Raw genomic sequence first — 19,407 nt, 5'->3', positions numbered from 1 at the left:
GCAAGGCGGGGCGTGCCCGGTGTCGTCGTTCACGGGGTCCAGCGGATCCGGTGTTCGGCCAGGTGGGCCAAGACGGCGTGGTTGGCCTCCCAGCCGTCGGGGAACTTGACCAGGGTTCCCAGCTGGACCGGCTCCGTCGACGGGTAGTCGTCCAGGAGGTCGCTCACTCCCTCCCGGCAGACCACGACGCACGCGTGCCGGTGGCGGGAGGCCAGGACGCACAGGCGGCCGGTCTCCAGGTGGAAGGCGGTGGCGTCGGGGCGGCCGGAGAGCGGGTGCAGGACGACCGTGACGTCGTACTCGCGGCCCTGGAGCCGGTTCGCCGTGTCGACCGTGACCTCGCGGACGCCCAGCTCGGCGAGGGCCGCCCGGACTGCGGCCGCCTGGTCGCGGTGGGCCGTGCCGACCGCGATCCGGTCGGCGGTCAGCGGCGTCGGCTCGGACGACCGCTCCGACGTGGCCGCTCCGCCCCGGTCCAGCAGCCGCCGTACCACCGACGCCACCGCCCGCACCGCCTCCGGATCGGTGCGCGGCGTGTGCCGGGCCGGCAGCTCCAGCAGGCCCCAGCCGGACTCCGCCGCCTCGTCGATCACCCGGTCGGGACCGGAGCCGTCCGACGCGACCCCGAAGGTGAGCCGCCGGTCGCCGTGACCGGTGCCGCTGCGGAAGGGCGTATAGGGATAGAACGCGTCCGAGACGAGGGGGGCCGCCGAGGCCGGCAGCCGCCAGGAGACCGGCAGCCGGTGCTGCGGCAGCTCGGGGTTGTGGGCGAGCAGGGTCGTCACGGCGGACGCCGAGGGGTCGTACGACAACCCCGCCCACTGCTCGCTGCCCACGATCGCGAACGGGTCCAGCTGCCCCGGGTCGCCCACGAACAGCGCCCGCTCGAACAGCCCGGCCACCGCCAGCAGCGCGTCCGAGCGCATCTGGTACGCCTCGTCGACGATCGCGTGCCGCCAGGGCTCGTCGGCCTTCACATGACCCCACTTGGCGGCGGTGGAGACGACCACGGGCAGCCCCGCCAGGTCCCCCGCCTTCGCCGACTTCCGTACCTGCGGCAGCTCGTCCAGCGCCTTGTCGTACGGGTCGGCGTCACTGCTGTGCAGCCGGCCCACCGGCAGCTCGGGATCCTTCTCCGCGAGCCGCAGCACCAGGTCGTCGACCTGGGCGTTGGTCTGCGCGACGACCATCAGCGGGCGGCCCGCCTCGGCCAGTTCGAGTGCCGCGCGCACCACGAGCGTGGACTTGCCCGCGCCGGGCGGGGAGTCGACGACGACCCCGCGGTGCGCACCGTGCAGGGTGTCGCGCAGGATCGCCTCGGTCGCACGCGCCGCCGCGGCACCGGGGTCGAAGGCGGTCTCCGTGGTCACAGGACGTCCTCCTCGGTGACGGGATCGGCGGGCTCCGGCGCGGTCCGCTCACCGGGCGGCCCGCCGTGCGTCCACGGCGTCTCCTCCGGGTCGGGGAGCTTCGCCCCGCCCCGCTGCTCGTGCTCGAAGAGCGTGAAGCACAGGGCGTCGCCCTTCTCCGGCACGGACCCGGCCTCGGGCTCCTTGCCGCGGCCCATCTTGTCGAGGATCCGCAGGACCACACCCTCGCCCTCGTACCCGACGAACTCCGCGGCCTGCGGCTTTCCGTTCAGGGAGCGGTACACCTTCGCCCGCTCGCCCAGATGCGGCCGGTCGGCCGTGCGGACGGTCACCAGGGGGCGCGGGCTCGGGCGCCTGCCCTCGCCGTACGCCATGACCACCTCGGTGACCTCGCCCGAGAACGCCTCCCCGGACAGCCGCCGCCCCGCCATCACCAGCGGATCGTCGAGAGCCTCCTGGGCCTCCAGACGTGCCTGTTCGCGCTCGCGCGCGGCCAGTTTGTTCGCCGCCGTCACCGCGTCGTCGCGGCGCGGCTGCGGTGGCTCGCCCGAGAGCACCCGGTCACGATGCCCGGTGAACGACCAGCGGTCGCGCGTCCAGCGCTCCTCGACGCGCGCCCCCTCGGGCAGCTCCCGCAGCAGGTCCAGGCCCCGCCAGACCGCGTCCCAGGTGGGACGCGTGACCCGCTCGACCAGCGCGCGGATCTCCCGCTCGGCCGCGGTGGCGTCCCCGAGCCGGTCGTCCGCCTCCAGGCCGTCCTCGGCGGCGGCGAGGGCCGTACGCGCCCGGTCGTAGCGCTCGATGGCCGGGGCGAGCAGCTTGTTGTCGAACGCCGGGTCGGTGGCCGGACCCGCAGGCGGCCACCGGAGCTGGCCGTCCCCGTCCCGGTCCAGCTCGGCCCGCAGCGCGGCCTCGGCGCCGGTCGTGCCCGGCGGCGGGTCGATCCAGGCGAGCAGCGCGCCGAGGTGCTGGTCCTCCAGGCTGGACTGGCCGGTCGCCCAGTGCCGGGAGAGCACGTCCGTCAGCGCCAGCAGCAGCGAGGAGCCGGGGACCCGGGCGCGCTCCCCGTAGTGCGTGAGCCAGCGGCCGAGCAGCGGCACCCGGGGCGGCGCCGGATGTGGAGCCTCCGGGTCCTGCTCCGCCGTACGGCGAAAGCGCATCGAACGCCCCAGCAGCCGCACCAGGTCGACGCCCGGACGGCTCGGCACGATCAACTGCGGGGCGTCCGCGCACAGTTCGACCTCGACCTTGACCCGCTTGCCGGTCTCCGGGTCGGTGTCGGTGCGCTCGGCCGCCTCGACGCTGTCGGCATGCGCATCGATGTACGGCAGGACCACCTCCGCCAGTTCGGCCAGGAAGGTGAACCGGAGGTCGCGGTCGCGCGGCTGCGGCACCGCCAGCAGGCGGGGCGCGTCCCGGTCCGTGCCGACCAGCGCGCCGAGCGGGGCGCCGGCCTCACCGGCGGTGGTCAGCGGCACGAGGACGAGGGGGCGCTCGGACAGGTGCCGGTGGCGGACGGTGGCGGCCGGCTGGGCCCGGCCGCTCTCGACGGCCTCCAAGCGGGCGAGAGTGGAGATCAGCGACACCGGGCGCCCTCCGGAGACTCGACGCGCCGCTGCGGTGCCTCGGGATCCGAAGGCCCGGCCGCCCCGGGCCGCCGGCCCAGGGCCTCGGCGCGCAGGAGGGCCGCCCGGCGCAGGGCCGCGACCGCCGGATCGTCCGGGTCGCCCTGTTCGCCGCGGGAGGCCGCGAGGATGTCCTCGACGGTGGTCAGGCCGCCCAGCTCGGCGCGCAGCGAGCGGCCCAGGGAGGTCACCGCACCCCGCGCGCGGGAGCGTTCCCGGCAGTGGAAGGCCAGCTCGCACGCGGACAGGCACTCCGGCGCGTACGTCGCCGGGACCGACTCGACGGCGGCCGTGAGCCGGTCGGGGGGCAGCTCGGGGGAGAAGCAGGTGCCCTCGGGGAGCGCGTCGGCGATGTCCTCGACACGGGTGAGGCGGGCCAGCTGGCGCCGGGTGACGGCGCGCTGCTTGCGCACGTCGACGGCGGAGGCGGTGGGGAGGTTGGAGAAGTCCTTCGGGCAGACCAGCAGGACCTGGTGCCGTACCGGCGGGGCGGGGGCCATCCGGGCGGCGACCTGCTCCAGCGCCAGCACGTACACCGCCGCCTGCCGCGCGGCGGCGCCCACCTTCGCGGGGTCCGCGGAACCGTCCAGCATCGGGAACGACTTGATCTCCACGACCGTCCAGCCGCCGTCCGGGTGCACGACCACGGCGTCCGGCTCCAGGAACGCGGGGGAGCCCGCGACGTCCAGCGCGAGCATCGGATGGTCGAGCAGCGTCCAGCCGCCTGCCTCGACGGCCTCGCGCAGCGCCAGGGCCGTGCGCGCGGCACGGCCCTCGGGCCCGACGGCGGACAGCTCCGGCACGCGTGCCCGCGCCGGCGGCTCGGCGCCCGCGTCGAGCTTCTCGTGCGCCAGCCGCAGCAGGTCCGCGCCGCCGTCCGCCTTGACCCGCGCCTCGAACGCGTTGCCCCGCATGAAGGCGAACTGCGACTGCCCGAACGCCGAGGGCGCGCCCAGCGCACCGGCCAGCGCCGCCTTGTTCACCCCGGCGCCGTCGAGGATGGCACGCCGTCTGCACCCGGGGTTCGCGGCGAGGGCCGCGAGGGCGCGGGCGTCCAGCGCCTTGGCCGGGACGTCGGGACCGCGCAGCTCAGCGAGCCGGTGCCGGAGCGCCGTCCCCCGCGTCCGAGGGGGAGGCACCCGGCTCGGCTCCCGCTCCGAACCGCGACTCGCGCTGCCGTGGAATTCGCTCACCCGCCGAAGTCTGACATCCACCACCGACAATCGAGGCCCGAGCGACGGGGGAGCCCGTCGTGACCGGTGCGGTGCGCGCCGTCAGCGACGTCCGCACGCGGTTCGCGGCACGCATCACGTACGGCGCCAGCAGCAGACCGGCGCCCATCACGGCGGCGCCCGCGACGGCGTCGAGGAAGTAGTGGTTCGCGGTGCCCATCACCACGATCGTGGTCACCAGCGGATAGAGCACGCCGGCGGCCTTGGCCAGGCGCGTCCCGCCGTACCGCCACAGGATCACCCCGCACCACAGTGCCCAGCCGACGTGCAGGCTCGGCATCGCGGCGTACTGGTTGGTCATGCCCCCCAGGCCGCGCGGCGCGCTGGCCTCGCCGGCCCACCAGCCGTAGGTGCTGTACTGCGCCATCGTGTCCACGAAGCCGTACCCGGCGGACAGCAGCCTGGGCGGGCAGGTCGGCATCAGCGTGAACCCGATCAGGCCGATGAAGGTCGAGGTCATCAGCCAGGTCCGGGCCGCGCGGTAGCGCACGGCCCGGGACCGGAAGAGCCAGATGAGCAGCGCCGGCGTGACCAGGTAGTGCAGCGAGGCGTACCAGAAGTCCGCCGGTATGCCTATCCACGCCTCGCTGGTGAAGAGGCGGTTGAGCGGGTGCTCGGCGTTGAGGTGGAGGGCCTTCTCGATGCGCAGTATCGCCAGGCCGTGGTCGACGGCGGTGGTGACGTCGCCCCGGGCGAGCAGCCGGCCCGCCGAGTAGCAGGCGTACACGAGGAGGATCAGCGGCAGCTCGGACCACCAGCGCAACCGGGTTCGCGGAGCCGCCTCGATGCCCGGTGTCTCGGCGTGCGGCATCCGATCGCCCTCCCCCTTCTCCTTGCGGCGCCCCTCGGCCCTGCGGCCGGTCGAACCACTTTACGGTGTACGTGCGGTCACCCTACGGGTGCCCTTCCGGCCCTGATAGACGCCAGGATCGCCCCCCGGGTTGCCCCCGGACGCGGTGCGCGATGATGGAGACGTTCCGCCTCGGTTCTTCTCCCCGAAAGGTCCCGTCCCCTCATGGCACCGCGCATCCTGCTCGCCCGGCACGGGCAGACGGAGTGGTCGCTGGCCGGAAAGCACACCGGCCGGACCGACATACCCCTCCTCGACGAGGGGCGGCGCGGCGCGAAACTCCTCGGCGAACGCCTGCACCACAGCCCGTACGCCGGGCTCCCCGGCGTCGAGGTCCGCACCAGCCCCCTCTCCCGCGCGCGGGAGACCTGCGAGCTGGCCGGCTTCGGCAGCCGCGCGAGCACCTGGGACGCGCTCCTGGAATGGGACTACGGGGCCTACGAGGGCATGACCCCCGCGGAGATCCAGGCCCTGCGCCCCGGCTGGCTGATCTGGCGCGACGGCGTCCCCGAGGGCGAGAGCCTGGCCGACATGACCGCCCGCGCCGACGCGGTCGTCACCTGGGCCCGCGCGCAGGACGGCGACGTCCTGATCTTCGCGCACGGCCACATCCTGCGGTCGATCGGCGCCCGCTGGCTGAACCTGCCCCTCGACTTCGCGGCCCGCATCCGCCTCAACCCGACGTCACTGTCCGTCCTGGGCTGGGCCTACGGCGAGCCGGCCATCGAGAGCTGGAACGACCTCGGCCACCTGGCGGGGTGACCGGGCCTTACGAGGGGGTGGAGCGGGGCGGCCGGGGGCCACTGCGCCCCACGTCACACCGGGCGCGGCGCCGAGGCGTGCCGCTCCAGGAACTCCGACACCCCGGACGCCCGCCGGTGCGGCAGCAGCACCCGCGCCGTGCCCGCCAGCATCGTCTGGATGCGTGACGACTGCACCTCGTCGAGCAGGTCCAGCACGCGCATCCCGGCGGCGGCGGCCTCGTCGGGCCGCCCCCCGCGCGCGAGGTCGTCGGCGAGCTCCGCCGTGTACAGCGCGATGTTCCGGGTGAAGTGCGGATCCTGCAGATGCGCCGCCCGCCGCGCGTGCCGCGACGCCCGGGTCCAGTCGCCCAGCGTCGACCAGCACTGCGCCTCCAGCGCCTCCAGCTCGGCCTCGCCGTAGAAGGTCATCCACTCGGGATCGGCGTCCGACGGGCCCCGGTCGTAGAGGGCGTGCGCGCGGGTGAGCGCCTGCGCGCATCCCGTGGTGTCGGCGAGCCCCGCCCATCCCCCCGCCTCGCGCAGGGCCAGCAGCGACATCAGCCGGGCCGAGCCGAGGGGCCGCGCGATCCGCTGCGCGGCCTGCGCGGCCCGTACGGCCTCCCGCGGCCGCCCGGCGTCCCGGGCGAGGAACGCCGTGTTGCAGAAGGCGTGCGCCTCCAGCGCCGGGTCGCCGGTCATGCGCGCGGTCGCCAGGGCCTCGGCGTAGTGCGAGCGGGCGTCGTCGAACCGGCCCGAGTCGTGGGCCAGCCACCCCACGGAGATGGCCAGTTCACCGGCGCCCGAGTGCAGCCGGTCGGCGGTCGCCTGCCGGGTGGCGCCGGCGTCCAGGAGCGCGTACGCGGCGCGCAGCGGGGCCGCCGCGCGCCGGTACAGCCCGTCGGCGCCGTGCCGGTCGTCGAGCAACCGGATTCTGCGGACGGCCTCTTCGAGCGCGCCCGCCTCGCTCGCGCCGGCGCGGCGCGGTGGGCGCTGCGCCGCCGAGGCGTCGGGGGCGAGCCCGAAGGGACTCAGCGAGGCGGCGGCCACGGTGGCGCCCCCGCCGGTCATGAATGCGCGACGCAGCACGTCGCTCTCCTCGTAGTTGATGTGCGTGTCGTACGGGTTGTGCGTGGTGTCATACGGCTCGCCCGCCCCGCGCGTCTCACTCGTGGTCTGCGCCGGGCTCTGGGAGTGCACCGGGGGCGTGTCCTCGTCCGTGCGCGCCCCGCGCCCCCGGCCGCGAACGGACGAGCGGGGCGCGAACCCCAGGTCGGTGAGCGTGCGTCCGGGAAACATGTGCAGGAACACCCGCTCGTAGGCGTAGTTGGGACAGCGGATCTCACCTGCCTCCACCCGGCCGATGTAGCGCGCGTCACAGCTGACCCGCTCGCCGATCTCGCGGGCGGCGCGCCGCACCGCCGCGGCGAACTCGGCAGGCGAACGCCTGCCGCGCAGGCGCCGGAAGGCGAGGTTCGGCCGCGGTGGCCGGTTGGGCTGGGACGAGGTCACGCTCGACGACGTCATGGCCGGGTCCTCTCGTGCGAACCGTCGAACCATGCCGGAACAAGGTGAGTTGCGCTGTCAAGCCAAAGTGACGTCCTGATTCCGGCGGGCAAGAACGTACCTGCTGTGTCGGGTACGGCACGCTGTGTTTGGCTACAAATCGGATATCTCATCCAGGATCTGCCATGAACTGCCATCCTTCGCGGCGCACTTCCGCCGTAGCCGTTGACGCCGTCCGGCGTTAACCGGGTGGACCGGGAGCAGCCCGACTCCCGAACTGCTCGCTCAAGGAGGGGTTCCGTGGTGGAGGCCGGGATGAAGACCAGCCGGAGCATCGATCCGTGTACGCCGCTGCCGGCGTGCGACCTCGTGACGGTGCCCGCCCGGCAGGGCCTGGAGGCGGTGGACATCCTGCGGCGTGGTGAGGTCGAGGCCGTGGGCCCGGTCCTGCACGACGACGGCTGCGACACCCTCTGCTTCGTGGTCCCGCCCGGCACGGCGGCGGCGTGGGACATGCCCGGCAGCACCTGCACGGAGACCGACGGACGCGGACTGCGGCTGGCCCCCGAGCCGCCGCCCGGCGGGCCGGAGGCACTGCCCGGCGGCTCCGCGGCGCTGCCCGGATCGGCCTGGCTGCTGCCGCCCGGCGAGTCCGAGCCCGCGACCGACCCGGCGATGCTGCGCCGCGCGCTGGGCGAGGCGGCACGGACGATCGAGGCGGCGGACAACTGCCGCTGACGGCCACCGGCCGCCACGGCCGACCGAGCCGATGCCGCCGCGCCCGCCGATAATGGTCGCGTGGGAAAGTCCAGGAAGCCGCGGCGGGCGCAAGCCGCACTCGTAGCCGTGGAGGAGACCGTCGACGGCGGCCTCGCCCAGCTGATACCGGACCGGGACCGGGCGCGGGCCTGGACCCTGCTGATCGACGGGGCCCCGCAGTCCCACGTCGATCTGGACGATCCGGCGTACCTCTTCTTCGAGTACCAGCGGCGCCTCGGCCACGTCATCGACCTCGCCGCCCTGCCCGGCAAGCCGCTCCAGGCCGTGCACCTCGGCGGTGGCGCCCTCACGCTCGCCCGCTACGTCGCCGCCACCCGCCCCCGCTCCACCCAGCAGGTCGTCGAACGTGACGCGTCCCTCGTCCAACTGGTCCGCCGGGAGTTGCCGTTGGCGCCGGGCGCGCGCATCCGGGTGCGCTCGGCGGACGCCCGCGAAGGGCTCGCCAAGGTGCCGGACGGCTGGGCCGATCTGATCGTCGCCGATGTGTTCAGCGGGGCCCGGACGCCGGGCCACCTCACCTCGACCGAGTTCCTCGACGAGGTCCGCCGGGCACTGCGGCCCGGCGGTCTGTACGCCGCCAACGTCGCCGACGGCCCGCCGCTCGCGCACCTGCGCGGCCAGATCGCCACCGCCGCCGCCCGCTTCGGCGAGCTCGCCCTGATCGCCGATCCGGCGGTGCTCAGGGGCAAGCGCTTCGGGAACGCGATCCTCGTCGCCTCGGACCTGCCGCTGCCGCTCGCGGAGCTGACCCGCCGCGCCGCCTCCGACCCCCATCCCGGCCGCGTCGACCACGGCCGCAGGCTCGCCGACTTCACGGGGGGCGCGACGCCGGTGTCGGACGCCGGGGCGGTCGCCTCACCGGCACCGCCGCCCTCCGTCTTCCGCTGAACGCGGGCGCGGGGCGCTGGGCGCGGGGCGTTTGGGCGTTGGGCGCGGTGGCGCGAATACCGGCGCGGGGTACCGCCACGGGGGTACCGGCGCGGGGCTAGTACGTACCGATCTCCACCCGCGGTGGCCCGTCGTGCCAGGTGCAGAACACCGACACCCGCTCCGCGCCGGCCGCGAACTCCACTCGGATCCACGTCTCCGTCTTCCACACCTGCATCGACCAGCCCGCGTCCGGGGTCGCCGACACCAGCGTCGCGGAGGCGTCGCCGAGGTCGAAGACGGCCCGGCCGCCCTCGGTGGCGTAGCTCTTGATCTGTCCGGACACGGGAGCCGAGGGCGGAGCGCTCGGCCTCGGGGAGGCGCTCGGGGTGGCGGAGGGGGCCGGCTTCCGCGTGGCCGGCGCGGAGCTCGCACTCCGCGACGGTTCGGGCCGGCGCGTGCTCGCGGCGGTGGACGCCGGCCGCGGCGCACGGGTGCTCGCGTCGGCCGCGGTGACGGGCAGGGCGCGCGGCGGGTCGTACACCGTGCCCGCCATGACCGAGTGGACACCCCACCACGACAGCGTGGTCGCCGCGCCGGTGGCGAGCGACCAGGCCAGTACGTGCACGAGTCCTCTGAGCATCGCGGGCCATACTGCCTCACCCGTGACACCGCTGTCCCACCGGTCACTGTTGGACAAGGAGTTGCGCACGGAGTTGTCCACAGGCGCCGGGTTGTCCACAGGCGCCGGACCCGGCTCCCTCGCATGGCGTACGGTGCGGCGCATGGCAAGTGTTCTCGTGGTCGAGGACGACCAGTTCGTACGCTCGGCGCTCATCCGGCACCTGACCGACGCCGCGCACACCGTGCGCAGCGTCGGCACGGCGCTGGAGGCGCTGCGCGAGGTCGCCCACTTCCGTTTCGACGTGGTCATCCTGGACCTCGGCCTGCCCGACCTGGACGGCTCCGAGGCCCTGAAGATGCTGCGCGGCATCACGGACGTACCCGTGATCATCGCCACGGCGAGGGACGACGAGACGGAGGTCGTCCGGCTGCTGAACGACGGCGCGGACGACTATCTGACCAAGCCCTTCTCGGTGGAGCACCTCTCCGCACGGATCGCCGCCGTCCTGCGCCGCTCCCGCGCGACCGGCGCCGACGCCCCGCCGTCCCCGGTGCTGCGGGTGGGCGGACTGACGGTGGACCCGCTGCGCCGCGAGGCCGAGCTGGACGGGACTCGACTGGACCTGACCCGGCGCGAGTTCGACCTGCTGGCCTTCCTGGCCGGGCGGCCCGGGGTGGTCGTGTCACGCAGGGAGCTGCTCGCCGAGGTGTGGCAGCAGTCCTACGGCGACGACCAGACCATCGACGTCCATCTGTCCTGGCTGCGCAGGAAACTGGGCGAGACGGCCGCGCGCCCGCGCTATCTGCACACCCTGCGCGGCGTCGGAGTGAAGCTGGAACCGCCGCAGGCACAGGCGCGGCCATGAGGTGGGCACTGGTCAAGGTCTCGCTGGCGGTCACCGCCATGGTCGTGGTCGCCTTCGCGGTCCCGCTCGGGCTGGTCGTCAAGGAGTTGGCCCGCGACCGCGCGTTCTCCGACGCCGAGCGGAACGCCGCGGAGATCGCTCCGGCGCTGTCCATCACCACCGACCGCGACCAGCTCGAACGCGCGGTCGCCGCGGCGGGTTCGGGCGACGTGATGGCCCTGCACATACCGGGCGGCGACGGCGCGCGAGCCGTCGGTGTCGGGCGGCAGCGGGCCGCCGACGCGGACATCGAGGCGACCCGGGAGCTGGGCCGGGCCTCGACGGCCGCGGCGAGCGGCGGCTCGGCGCTGCTGCAGCCGGTCGCGCTGAGCTCCGGCGAGTTCGCCGTGGTCGAGGTGTTCATCCCCGACGCCGCCGTCACCAGGGGAGTGGCCGCGGCCTGGGCGGTGCTGGCCGGGGTCGGACTCGCGCTGATCGTCGGGTCGGTCGCGGTCGCCGACCGGCTGGGCGCGCGGATGGTGCGCCCGGCGCAGCGGCTGGTCGAGGGCGCGCGCGAACTCGGCGACGGCCGGCTGGGCGCCAGGGTGCCGGAGGAGGGGCCGCGGGAACTGCGCCTGGCGGCAGTGGCGTTCAACTCGATGGCCGACCAGGTCGTCCAGCTCCTCGCCAACGAGCGGGAACTGGCCGCGGACCTGTCCCACCGGCTGCGGACACCGCTGACGGTGCTGCGGCTGAACGCGGCCTCGCTCGGGGACGGGCCGGCCGCCGAGCAGACCCGCGCCGCGGTGGCCCAGTTGGAGCGTGAGGTCGACACGATCATCCGGACCGCCCGGGAGGCCAAGCCGCAGACCGCGGCGGCCGGTCCGGGCGCCGGGTGCGACGCGGCGGAGGTGGTGCGCGAGCGGATGGAGTTCTGGTCGGCGCTGGCCGAGGACGAGGGCCGCAAGGTGCGCACGGCCGGTGTGGAGCGGCCGGTGCGCATACCCGTGGCCCGCGCGGACCTCGCCGCCGCCCTCGACGCCCTGCTGGGCAACGTCTTCAGGCACACCCCCGAGGGCACCGCCTTCGCGGTCGACGTGCACAACGGCGAGGACGCGGTGATCGTGCTGGTCTCCGACGCGGGGCCCGGCATAGCCGACCCCGAGGCGGCGATGGCACGCGGCCGGGGCTCCGGCAGCGACGGGTCGACCGGGCTCGGGCTGGACATCGTGCGCCGGCTCGCGGAGGCGACGGGCGGCGACGTACGGATCGGTTCGTCGGTGCTGGGTGGCACCGAGGTGCGGATCTGGATCCAGCTGGACCCACGCGAGCGGACGCCCGGGCGGCGCAGCCACCGCGGGTCCATGAGACGCCGCAGACAGGGCAGATCGAGCGCGATCCTCAAGCGTCCCCGATCCCTGCCTTAAGCGCACCATAAGTTCCCCGACGGCCGTCCGGATCGGGCACTTTGCCCGAGTCCGGCCGACTAGGGTGCTGACGCTGCACACTTCCCGTGCACCCCGGAAGCCCGGGGCGCGGCACCACCCCCCACCGGTGCCGCGCCTCGACCTCCCTCCACCGAGGCCCTAGGCGCCTTCGACCGGCGGGAGCGACCCCGACCGCGCCGCCGCCCCGTACCAGCGGGCGCTCGACTTCGGGGTGCGCTCCAGCGTCGCGTAGTCGACGTAGACCGCGCCGAACCGCTTGCCGTAGCCGTAGGCCCACTCGAAGTTGTCCATCAGGGACCACAGGTAGTACCCCCGGACGTCGGCGCCGTCCGCGACGGCCCGGTGGACCGCCGAGAGGTGGCCGTGCAGATAGGCGATGCGCTCGGGATCGTGGACGCGGCCGTCGGGGTCGGGCTTGTCGTCGCAGGCCGCGCCGTTCTCGGTGATGTACAGCGGCAGGCCGGGCGCCTCCCGCCGGTACCGCATGATCAGTTCGTGCAGGCCGGACGGGTCGATGGTCCAGCCCATCGCGGTGCGCTCGCCCGGCGTCTGGTGGAAGGCCACGTCGTCCGCGGCAGGCCAGGGGGAGTGGGAGCTTGTGCCGTGACCGTCGGCGCGGGGGCCCTTCGCGTCCGGGTCGGCCGCCGAGACCAGCGTCGGGGTGTAGTAGTTGAGGCCCAGCGCGTCCAGCCGCTGGTGGGCGGCCGTCAGGTCGCCGTCCTGGACGAACGACCAGTCCGTGACCGACGCCGTCGCGGCGGTCAGGGTCTGCGGGTAGGCGCCGTGCAGCATCGGGCCGTGGAAGATCCCGTTGGCCAGGTCGTCGATCTTCCGCGCCGCCGCCAGGTCCGCCGGGTCCTGCGAAACGGGGCGCACCACCGAGGAGTTGAGGGACACCGCGACCGTGTTGCGGGCCGGCATCACCGACCGCAGCGCGGACGTGCCGAGCCCGTGCGCCAGGTTCAGGTGGTGGGCCGCCCGCAGCGCGGCGGCCGGTTCGGTACGGCCCGGGGCGTGCACCCCGGAGCCGTAGCCGAGGAAGGCGCTGCACCAGGGCTCGTTGAGCGTGATCCACTGCTCCACCCGGTCGCCGAGCGCCTCGCCGACGAGCTGCGCGTACTCCGCGAACCGGAACGCCGTGTCGCGCTCGGGCCAGCCGCCCGCGTCCTCCAGCTCCTGCGGCAGGTCCCAGTGGTAGAGGGTGACCGCCGGCTTGATCCCGGCCGCCAGCAACTCGTCGACCAGCCGCCGGTAGAAGTCGAGCCCGACCTGGACCGCGGGGCCGCGGCCCGTGGGCTGCACCCGGGACCAGGAGATCGAGAAGCGGTACGCGGTCAGGCCCAGCTCGGCCATGAGCGCGACGTCCTCGCGGAAGCGGTGGTAGTGGTCGACAGCGATGTCACCGGTGTCGCCGTCGGCCGTCCTGCCCGGCGTATGACTGAAGGTGTCCCAGATGGACGGGGTGCGGCCGCCCTCCCGCACGGCGCCCTCGATCTGGTAGGCCGAGGTGGCCGCGCCCCAGAGGAAGGCGGGCGGGAAGGAGACCGGCGATGCGGGTTCAGGCATGGAAGCGCTCCCAAGGAAGTCGTGAGAAAGAGGGGCCGAGGCGGCGGTGACCCGGCCCCTTGCGCGCGAGGGAAAGTGTCAGCCCTTGACCGCGCCCTGCATGATGCCGCCCACGATCTGCTTGCCGAAGATCGTGAAGACCAGCAGCAACGGCACCGTGCCGAGCAGCGCGCCGGCCATGATCAGGGACTGGTCGGGGGTGTAGCCGCGGCCCAGGCCCGCGACCGCCACCTGCACGGTCGGGTTGCCCGTCTGGGTCAGCACCAGGAACGGCCACAGGAAGTCGTTCCACGTCTGGACGAACATCAGCATGCCCAGCACCGCCATCGCCGGCCGCGCCGCCGGGAACACGATGTGCCAGATCACGCGCAGACTGCTCGCGCCGTCCACCCGGGCGGCCTCGATCAGCTCGTCGGGCAGCGCCTGCAACAGGTACTGACGCATGAAGAAGACCCCGAAGGCGCTCACGAGCGACGGCAGGATCACCGCCTGGAGCTGATCGGTCCAGTCCAGCTTCGCGACCATCATGTACAGCGGGATCACGCTGAGCTGCGGCGGCACCATCATCGTGCCGATGACGACGAGCATCATCGCGCTACGGCCGCGGAAGCGCAGCTTGGCGAAGGCGAACCCGGCGATCGTCGACAGCACCACGATGGTGACCGCCGAGATCCCGGCCACGATGGTGGTGTTGAGGAAGGCCTCACCGAGGTTGGCGTCCTTCCAGGCGATCTCCAGGTTGTTCATCAGGTTCGAGCCGAACCAGAACGGCGGTGGCGTCTCGGCCAGCCGCTGGTTGTCGCGGGACGCGGCGATCGCCGTCCACACCAGCGGGAACAGCGATCCGATGGTGAACAGGGCGAGGATCACGTACGCGACGGGTCCGGCGTGCAGGGTCCCGCCGGCGCGCGCCGCCTTGGGCCGCCGGAGCTGCCTGACCTCCTCGGCCGGGGGCTTGGTCGCTGTCGTCGTCACGGCCGGTCTCCTTGACTACTGGCGCGCAGCCGGCGCGAGATGACGTAGTTGACGATCCCGATCACGATGAGGATCAGGAACATCGTCCAGGCGATGGCGGAGGCGCGGCCCAGGTGCTGGTTGACCCAGCCCTGCTCGTACAGGTACAGGCCGAGCGTCTGGAACTGGTGCTGGGATCCGCCCGAGGCGCCCTTGTTGGCGTCGAACAGCAGCGGCTCGCCGAACACCTGGGAGGCGCCGATCGTCGACACGACGACGGTGAACAGGATCGTCGGCCGCAGCGACGGCAGCGTCACGTGGAGGAACTGCTGCCAGCGGTTGGCCCCGTCCAGTGCCGCCGACTCGTAGAGGTCCTGCGGTATCGCCTGCATCGCGGCCAGGTAGATCAGCGCGTTGTAGCCGGTCCAGCGCCAGATGACGATCGTCGAGACGGCGATCTGGGAGGGCCACTTCTCGTTCTGCCAGTCGACGTGGTCGAAGCCGACGGCGCCGAGCGCCCAGTTGATCATGCCGTAGTCGCGGCCGAAGAGCAGCACGAAGACCAGCGACGCGGCGGCGATCGAGGTGGCGTACGGAGCCAGCATCACGACCCGGTAGAAGGTCGAGGCGCGCAGCTTGTAGTTGAGGATGTGGGCCAGGCCCATCGCCATCAGCAACTGGGGAACGGTGGAGATGACGCCGATGGTCAGGGTGTTGCGGGCCGCGTTCCAGAAGAAGTCGTCGTCGAAGATCCGGGTGTAGTTGCGCAGGCCCACCCAGTTCATGTCGGTGGGCGCGGTCAGCTCCACCTGGTGCAGCGAGGCCCATCCCGTGTAGACGAGCGGAAACAGGCCGAAGGCGAGGAAGAGCAGGAAGAACGGCGAGACGAAGGCGTACGGGCTCCAGCGCATGTCCCGCTGCCAGCGGCGGGACAGCCGGGCCCGGCGCCGCCGCTCCTGCTCGGAGACCGGCGCGCCGGCCGACGGGCGGGCCGGGGCCGCGCCCCCCTCCTTGGCGGGGGACGCGGCGGCGGTGTCGTGCCCAGTGGTCATACGGGTCACTGGTCCAGGTTGTTGTCGATGGTCTTCACGGCCGTCTCCCAGGCCTCCTTGGCCGACTTGCCCTGGGCGACCAGGATCACGCCGTTGTCGGTCAGGCCCTGCTGGATGATCTGGTCCTTCGGGCCGATCACCTGGACCGGGGCGCTCTTGGCGGCCTCGGCGAAGATCTCGCCGATCGGGGCGTCACCGGTCATCTCGTTCTTGGCGCTCTTGACCTCGTCCATCTCGTACGCGGGCGGGGTGCTCGGGAAGTTGCCCTGCACCTTGAACAGCTTGGCCTGCTGCTCGGGCGCGGTCAGCCAGGCGGCGAGCTTCGCCGCGGCCTCCGCGTTCTTGCCGGACTTGGGCACCGCCAGGAAGGAGCCGCCCCAGTTGCCGGACTTGGGCGCCGCGGCCACGTCCCACTTGCCGGCCGCGTCCGGCTTCGACTTGCCCTTGATGTAGCCGAGCATCCACGGCGGGCAGGACATCGCGGCGAACTTGCTGTTGGCGATGGTGGTGTCCCAGGCCGGCTGGAACTGCGTCTGGTTGCCGACCAGACCGTCCTCGGCGGCGGCCGCCGTCAGGTCGAAGGCGGACTTGACGGCCGGGTTGGTCTTGTAGATGACCTCGCCGGAGGAGTCGTAGAAGCGCTCGGTCTCGCTGCTGAGGATCGCCTGGATGAGGCCGCCGGGGGAGTCCATGAAGGTGGTGCCGGAGGGCGCCTTCTTCTGGTAGTCACGGCCGGCGTCGACGAACTTCGCCCAGTCGCCCGCCCACAGCTTGCCCACTTCCTCGCGGTCGGTGGGCAGTCCGGCCTTCTCGAAGAGGTCCTTGCGGTAGCAGATGGCCATCGGGCCGACGTCGGTGCCGAGACCGATGGTCTGGCCGTCCGCGGTGGCGGCCTGCTTCCACTTCCACTCCAGGTAGTCGCTCTCCTTGCCGTACTTCGACAGGTCGAGCAGCTTGGTGCCCTGGGTCGTGGCCACCTCGGCGATGTTGCCCACCTCGACGGCCTGGATGTCCATCAGACCGCTGTTGGTGGTGAGGTGGTTGACGAGCGCGGGGTAGTAGTTCTCGTTGCGCTCGGTGACGTTCTCCTTGATGGTGATGTCCGGGTTGAGCTTCATGTACTCGTCGTAGAGACCGGCTTCCTTGAAGCCCATCGTCCCGAACAGGCCCAGGGTGATCGTGGTCTTGCCCTTGCCGTCGCCCGACGAGCCGGAGCCGCCCTCGTCGCCGCCGTCGTCGGCACAGCCGGCCAGCAGCCCGGCGCCCAGCGTCGCGATGGCCGCGAGGACCACCGACTTACGTGCTCGCATTGCGTCCTCCTGTTGCCCTGACGTGCCGACCCCCCGGCCAACTGCATGGTTGGTCCCGTAAGTTGTACTCGCTGCGGCTCGGGCGGGGAACGTGCGGGTTGTGTAGGTGTCAGGTACTGTGGGAGCGCTCCCACCAGTGATGAGTTGAAGAGTCGTCGGTTCCCGCGGGGGTGTCAAGGGAGCGGACGGCGGGAGATGCGTTCAGTTATCGGGCTGTTAACTGGAATCTGAGAGTCCGGCGCCAGGGGTGCGGGCGACGGTTTCCGGCCCGTCCGGGGCGCTCGCGGTGCCGGTCACCGCGGAACACCGGGCTGTTAGATTCCAGGCCAGCGTGAGGAACGGCGGCGGAAGGCGGAGCCCATGGCAAGCCACGGAGCGCGGGGCCGGAGCGGTGGCCGGCCCACCCTGGAGGAGGTCGCCGCGCGCGCCGGCGTGGGCCGCGGCACCGTCTCCCGGGTGATCAACGGCTCGCCCCGGGTCAGCGACGCGACCCGCGCCGCGGTCCAGGCGGCGGTCGCCGAACTCGGCTACGTCCCCAACACCGCGGCCCGCGCCCTGGCCGCGAACCGCACCGACGCGATCGCCCTCGTCGTCCCCGAGCCGGAGACGCGGTTCTTCGCCGAACCGTACTTCTCGGACATGCTGCGCGGTGTCGGCGCCGAGCTGTCCGAAACCGAGATGCAGCTCCTGCTGATCTTCGCGGGCAGCGACCGGGAGCGCCGGCGCCTGGCCCAGTACCTCGCGGCACACCGGGTGGACGGGGTGCTGCTGGTCTCGGTGCACGCGGACGACCCGCTGCCGGACCTGCTGTCCCAGCTGGAGATCCCGGCCGTGATCAGCGGCCCGCGCTCCGCGGACGAGACGCTCACCTCGGTGGACTCGGACAATTACGGCGGCGCCCGTTCCGCCGTCGAGCACCTGATCGGCCGGGGCCGCCGGCGGATAGCGCACATCACCGGCCGCCTCGACGTCTACGGCGCCCAGCGGCGCATCGACGGCTACCGCGACGCGCTGCGCGACGCCGGGCACCCGGCGACGGAGCAGCTGATCGAGGCGGGCGACTTCACCGAGGACGGCGGCCGGCGCGCCATGACCCAGCTGCTCGCCCGCGCCCCCGGCCTGGACGCGGTCTTCGCGGCCTCCGACGTGACCGCGGCCGGCGCCCGCCAGGTCCTGCGCGAGGCCGGGCGCCGGATCCCCGAGGACGTGGCCCTGGTCGGCTACGACGACTCGGCGATCGCCCGCCACATGGACCCGCCGCTCACCAGCGTGCGCCAGCCCATAGAGGAGATGGGCCGCCGGATGATCGACCTGTTGCTCACCGAGATCGCCGACCGGCGGCCCGCGGTGTCCCGGGGCGTGCAGCGGCACCAGATGGTGCTGGCGACGGAGCTGGTGGCACGCGCCTCGTCGTAGCGCAGGGGTTGCGCCGGGCGAGTCAGGGGGCGCCGCGGACGGCCCGGTCGGGACGCCTGCCGCCGGGCCCGCGCATAGGATCCGCGCGTGGCACACACCTTCGAGGAACTTCTGGCGAAACAGCGGGCCGCGGACGAGGCGCACACGAGGGTCCTGGAACTCCGGGACGACTACGGCGCCCCGACCCACGAGGGCGGATGGAACGCGCCCCAGCGCGAGACGTACGAGACGGCCTGGCGGGCCTGGCGCGACCTCGACCGCGACCTGGGTCAGACGGTGACCGAGTACGCGAGGGAGCGCGGGACCACGCGGGGCGAGGTCGAGGCGGAACTGCGCAAGGTGCTGCCGGACCCGGAGGCGGACCGGGACACCACTGAGGGCTGATCCCTGAAAAGGAATCAGCCCTCAGCTGCGAAGGGTGAGTGACGGGACTCGAACCCGCGGCATCCTGGACCACAACCAGGTGCTCTACCAGCTGAGCTACACCCACCATGACCGGCGGTTCTACTGTCGTTTCCCCGACCGGCCGAGAAAAAGTGTACAGGGTCCGAAGGGGTGCTCGCGCACGGCTTTTACGGCGCCCCTCGAACGGGTCTCGTCAGGCGGGCTGAGCAGGCAGGACGTGCTTGGCGGCGATCGCCTTCGCGGTGTCCGAGTCGGGGCCCGGCTGGGGTACGAAGACGGCCTCGCGGTAATAGCGGAGTTCCGCGATGGACTCGCGGATGTCGGCGAGGGCGCGGTGGTTGCCGTTCTTCTCGGGGCTGTTGAAGTACGCCCGCGGATACCACCGGCGGGCCAGCTCCTTGATGCTGGAGACGTCGACGATGCGGTAGTGGAGGTAGTCCTCCAGCGTGGGCATGTCGCGCAGCAGGAAGCCGCGGTCGGTGCCGACCGAGTTGCCGCACAGCGGGGCCTTGCCGGGCTCCTTGACGTGCTCACGCACGTAGGCGAGTACCTGGGCCTCGGCGTCCGCGAGGGTCGTGCCGCCCGGGAGCTCCGCGAGCAGTCCGGACGCGGTGTGCATCTGGCGGACCACCTCCGGCATCGTCTCCAGCGCCCGGTCCGGCGGGCGGATGACGATGTCCACTCCCTCGCCGAGCACGTTCAGCTCGGAGTCGGTGACGAGGGCGGCCACCTCGATGAGAGCGTCGTCGGACAGCGAGAGACCGGTCATCTCGCAGTCGATCCACACCATGCGATCGTTCATGCGTCCACCCTACGG

At 73.1% G+C, this 19,407-nt stretch carries 18 protein-coding genes and 1 tRNA gene; 7 read left to right on the top strand and 12 right to left on the bottom strand.

The genetic code is table 11. The features are described 5' to 3' along the window. Positions 1 to 29 precede the first annotated feature (29 nt). Genes ACIP2X_RS33780 through ACIP2X_RS33765 form a run of 4 tightly spaced genes read right to left on the bottom strand, consistent with a single transcriptional unit; the run spans position 30 to position 5,038 of the window. On the bottom strand, positions 30 to 1,370 hold the full coding sequence (locus ACIP2X_RS33780; RefSeq protein ID WP_401680756.1) for an AAA domain-containing protein: 1,341 nt from the start codon (positions 1,368 to 1,370) through the stop codon (positions 30 to 32). Beyond that, positions 1,367 to 2,956, bottom strand: coding sequence for a hypothetical protein (locus tag ACIP2X_RS33775; RefSeq protein WP_401680754.1), 1,590 nt, complete (start codon positions 2,954 to 2,956; stop codon positions 1,367 to 1,369). Before ACIP2X_RS33775 ends, ACIP2X_RS33780 begins: the two co-directional genes overlap by 4 nt. Then, on the bottom strand, positions 2,947 to 4,134 hold the full coding sequence (locus ACIP2X_RS33770) for a hypothetical protein (RefSeq protein ID WP_401680752.1): 1,188 nt from the start codon (positions 4,132 to 4,134) through the stop codon (positions 2,947 to 2,949). Before ACIP2X_RS33770 ends, ACIP2X_RS33775 begins: the two co-directional genes overlap by 10 nt. Then, on the bottom strand, positions 4,085 to 5,038 hold the full coding sequence (locus ACIP2X_RS33765) for a phosphatase PAP2 family protein (RefSeq protein ID WP_401680749.1): 954 nt from the start codon (positions 5,036 to 5,038) through the stop codon (positions 4,085 to 4,087). Before ACIP2X_RS33765 ends, ACIP2X_RS33770 begins: the two co-directional genes overlap by 50 nt. 204 nt (positions 5,039 to 5,242) lie before the next feature. Here ACIP2X_RS33765 and ACIP2X_RS33760 point away from each other — a divergent pair, with 204 nt between their 5' ends. Beyond that, on the top strand, positions 5,243 to 5,839 hold the full coding sequence (locus tag ACIP2X_RS33760; RefSeq protein WP_401680746.1) for a histidine phosphatase family protein: 597 nt from the start codon (positions 5,243 to 5,245) through the stop codon (positions 5,837 to 5,839). A 53-nt stretch (positions 5,840 to 5,892) separates the two neighbouring features. Here ACIP2X_RS33760 and ACIP2X_RS33755 read toward each other — a convergent pair whose 3' ends face one another. Beyond that, complete coding sequence (locus tag ACIP2X_RS33755; RefSeq protein ID WP_401680743.1) at positions 5,893 to 7,344, bottom strand: hypothetical protein; 1,452 nt, start codon at positions 7,342 to 7,344, stop codon at positions 5,893 to 5,895. Positions 7,345 to 7,623: 279 nt separating this feature from the next. Here ACIP2X_RS33755 and ACIP2X_RS33750 point away from each other — a divergent pair, with 279 nt between their 5' ends. Further along, complete coding sequence (locus ACIP2X_RS33750) at positions 7,624 to 8,061, top strand: hypothetical protein (protein ID WP_401680740.1); 438 nt, start codon at positions 7,624 to 7,626, stop codon at positions 8,059 to 8,061. A 60-nt stretch (positions 8,062 to 8,121) separates the two neighbouring features. Next, positions 8,122 to 8,991, top strand: a complete 870-nt coding sequence (locus ACIP2X_RS33745; RefSeq protein WP_401680737.1) for a spermidine synthase — start codon at positions 8,122 to 8,124, stop codon at positions 8,989 to 8,991. 97 nt (positions 8,992 to 9,088) lie between these two features. Here ACIP2X_RS33745 and ACIP2X_RS33740 read toward each other — a convergent pair whose 3' ends face one another. Continuing rightward, positions 9,089 to 9,613 (bottom strand): hypothetical protein, encoded by a 525-nt coding sequence (locus tag ACIP2X_RS33740; RefSeq protein ID WP_401680734.1) that lies wholly within the window; start codon positions 9,611 to 9,613, stop codon positions 9,089 to 9,091. A gap of 142 nt (positions 9,614 to 9,755) precedes the next feature. Between ACIP2X_RS33740 and ACIP2X_RS33735 the strand changes: the two genes are divergently transcribed. Beyond that, the gene (locus tag ACIP2X_RS33735) at positions 9,756 to 10,460 is read left to right on the top strand and encodes a response regulator transcription factor (RefSeq protein ID WP_401680731.1); all 705 of its coding nucleotides are present in this window, start codon (positions 9,756 to 9,758) and stop codon (positions 10,458 to 10,460) included. After that, positions 10,457 to 11,866, top strand: a complete 1,410-nt coding sequence (locus ACIP2X_RS33730; RefSeq protein ID WP_401680729.1) for a sensor histidine kinase — start codon at positions 10,457 to 10,459, stop codon at positions 11,864 to 11,866. The genes ACIP2X_RS33735 and ACIP2X_RS33730 overlap by 4 nt, the downstream gene beginning before the upstream one ends. 159 nt (positions 11,867 to 12,025) lie before the next feature. Here ACIP2X_RS33730 and ACIP2X_RS33725 read toward each other — a convergent pair whose 3' ends face one another. The 4 genes from ACIP2X_RS33725 to ACIP2X_RS33710 all read right to left on the bottom strand — a co-directional run bounded on the left by ACIP2X_RS33725 (position 12,026) and on the right by ACIP2X_RS33710 (position 16,769). Next, on the bottom strand, positions 12,026 to 13,453 hold the full coding sequence (locus ACIP2X_RS33725; protein WP_401680727.1) for a GH1 family beta-glucosidase: 1,428 nt from the start codon (positions 13,451 to 13,453) through the stop codon (positions 12,026 to 12,028). 78 nt (positions 13,454 to 13,531) lie between these two features. Continuing rightward, positions 13,532 to 14,428, bottom strand: a complete 897-nt coding sequence (locus ACIP2X_RS33720; RefSeq protein ID WP_401680724.1) for a carbohydrate ABC transporter permease — start codon at positions 14,426 to 14,428, stop codon at positions 13,532 to 13,534. Beyond that, positions 14,425 to 15,459: a carbohydrate ABC transporter permease gene (locus tag ACIP2X_RS33715; protein WP_401680721.1), complete on the bottom strand. Its 1,035-nt coding sequence runs from the start codon at positions 15,457 to 15,459 to the stop codon at positions 14,425 to 14,427. Before ACIP2X_RS33715 ends, ACIP2X_RS33720 begins: the two co-directional genes overlap by 4 nt. Before the next feature lie 5 nt (positions 15,460 to 15,464). After that, a complete protein-coding gene (locus ACIP2X_RS33710; protein ID WP_401680719.1) occupies positions 15,465 to 16,769 on the bottom strand; it encodes an ABC transporter substrate-binding protein in 1,305 nt (434 codons plus the stop codon). A 360-nt stretch (positions 16,770 to 17,129) separates the two neighbouring features. Between ACIP2X_RS33710 and ACIP2X_RS33705 the strand changes: the two genes are divergently transcribed. Together ACIP2X_RS33705 and ACIP2X_RS33700 are read left to right on the top strand one after the other, a co-directional pair. After that, the gene (locus ACIP2X_RS33705; protein WP_401680716.1) at positions 17,130 to 18,185 is read left to right on the top strand and encodes a LacI family DNA-binding transcriptional regulator; all 1,056 of its coding nucleotides are present in this window, start codon (positions 17,130 to 17,132) and stop codon (positions 18,183 to 18,185) included. 87 nt (positions 18,186 to 18,272) lie between these two features. After that, positions 18,273 to 18,569: a hypothetical protein gene (locus ACIP2X_RS33700; protein WP_401680713.1), complete on the top strand. Its 297-nt coding sequence runs from the start codon at positions 18,273 to 18,275 to the stop codon at positions 18,567 to 18,569. A gap of 33 nt (positions 18,570 to 18,602) precedes the next feature. On the opposite strand, the gene ACIP2X_RS33695 is transcribed toward ACIP2X_RS33700, so the two are convergent. Together ACIP2X_RS33695 and orn are read right to left on the bottom strand one after the other, a co-directional pair. Further along, positions 18,603 to 18,675: transfer RNA gene (locus ACIP2X_RS33695), tRNA-His, on the bottom strand. Positions 18,676 to 18,783: 108 nt separating this feature from the next. Beyond that, positions 18,784 to 19,392, bottom strand: a complete 609-nt coding sequence (gene orn, locus ACIP2X_RS33690; protein ID WP_401680710.1) for an oligoribonuclease — start codon at positions 19,390 to 19,392, stop codon at positions 18,784 to 18,786. Positions 19,393 to 19,407: the final 15 nt, after the last annotated feature.

It is taken from the genome of Streptomyces sp. NPDC089424 (assembly GCF_044749345.1).
Lineage (GTDB): Bacteria > Actinomycetota > Actinomycetes > Streptomycetales > Streptomycetaceae > Streptomyces.
This window is presented reverse-complemented; position numbering and strand designations above follow the sequence as displayed.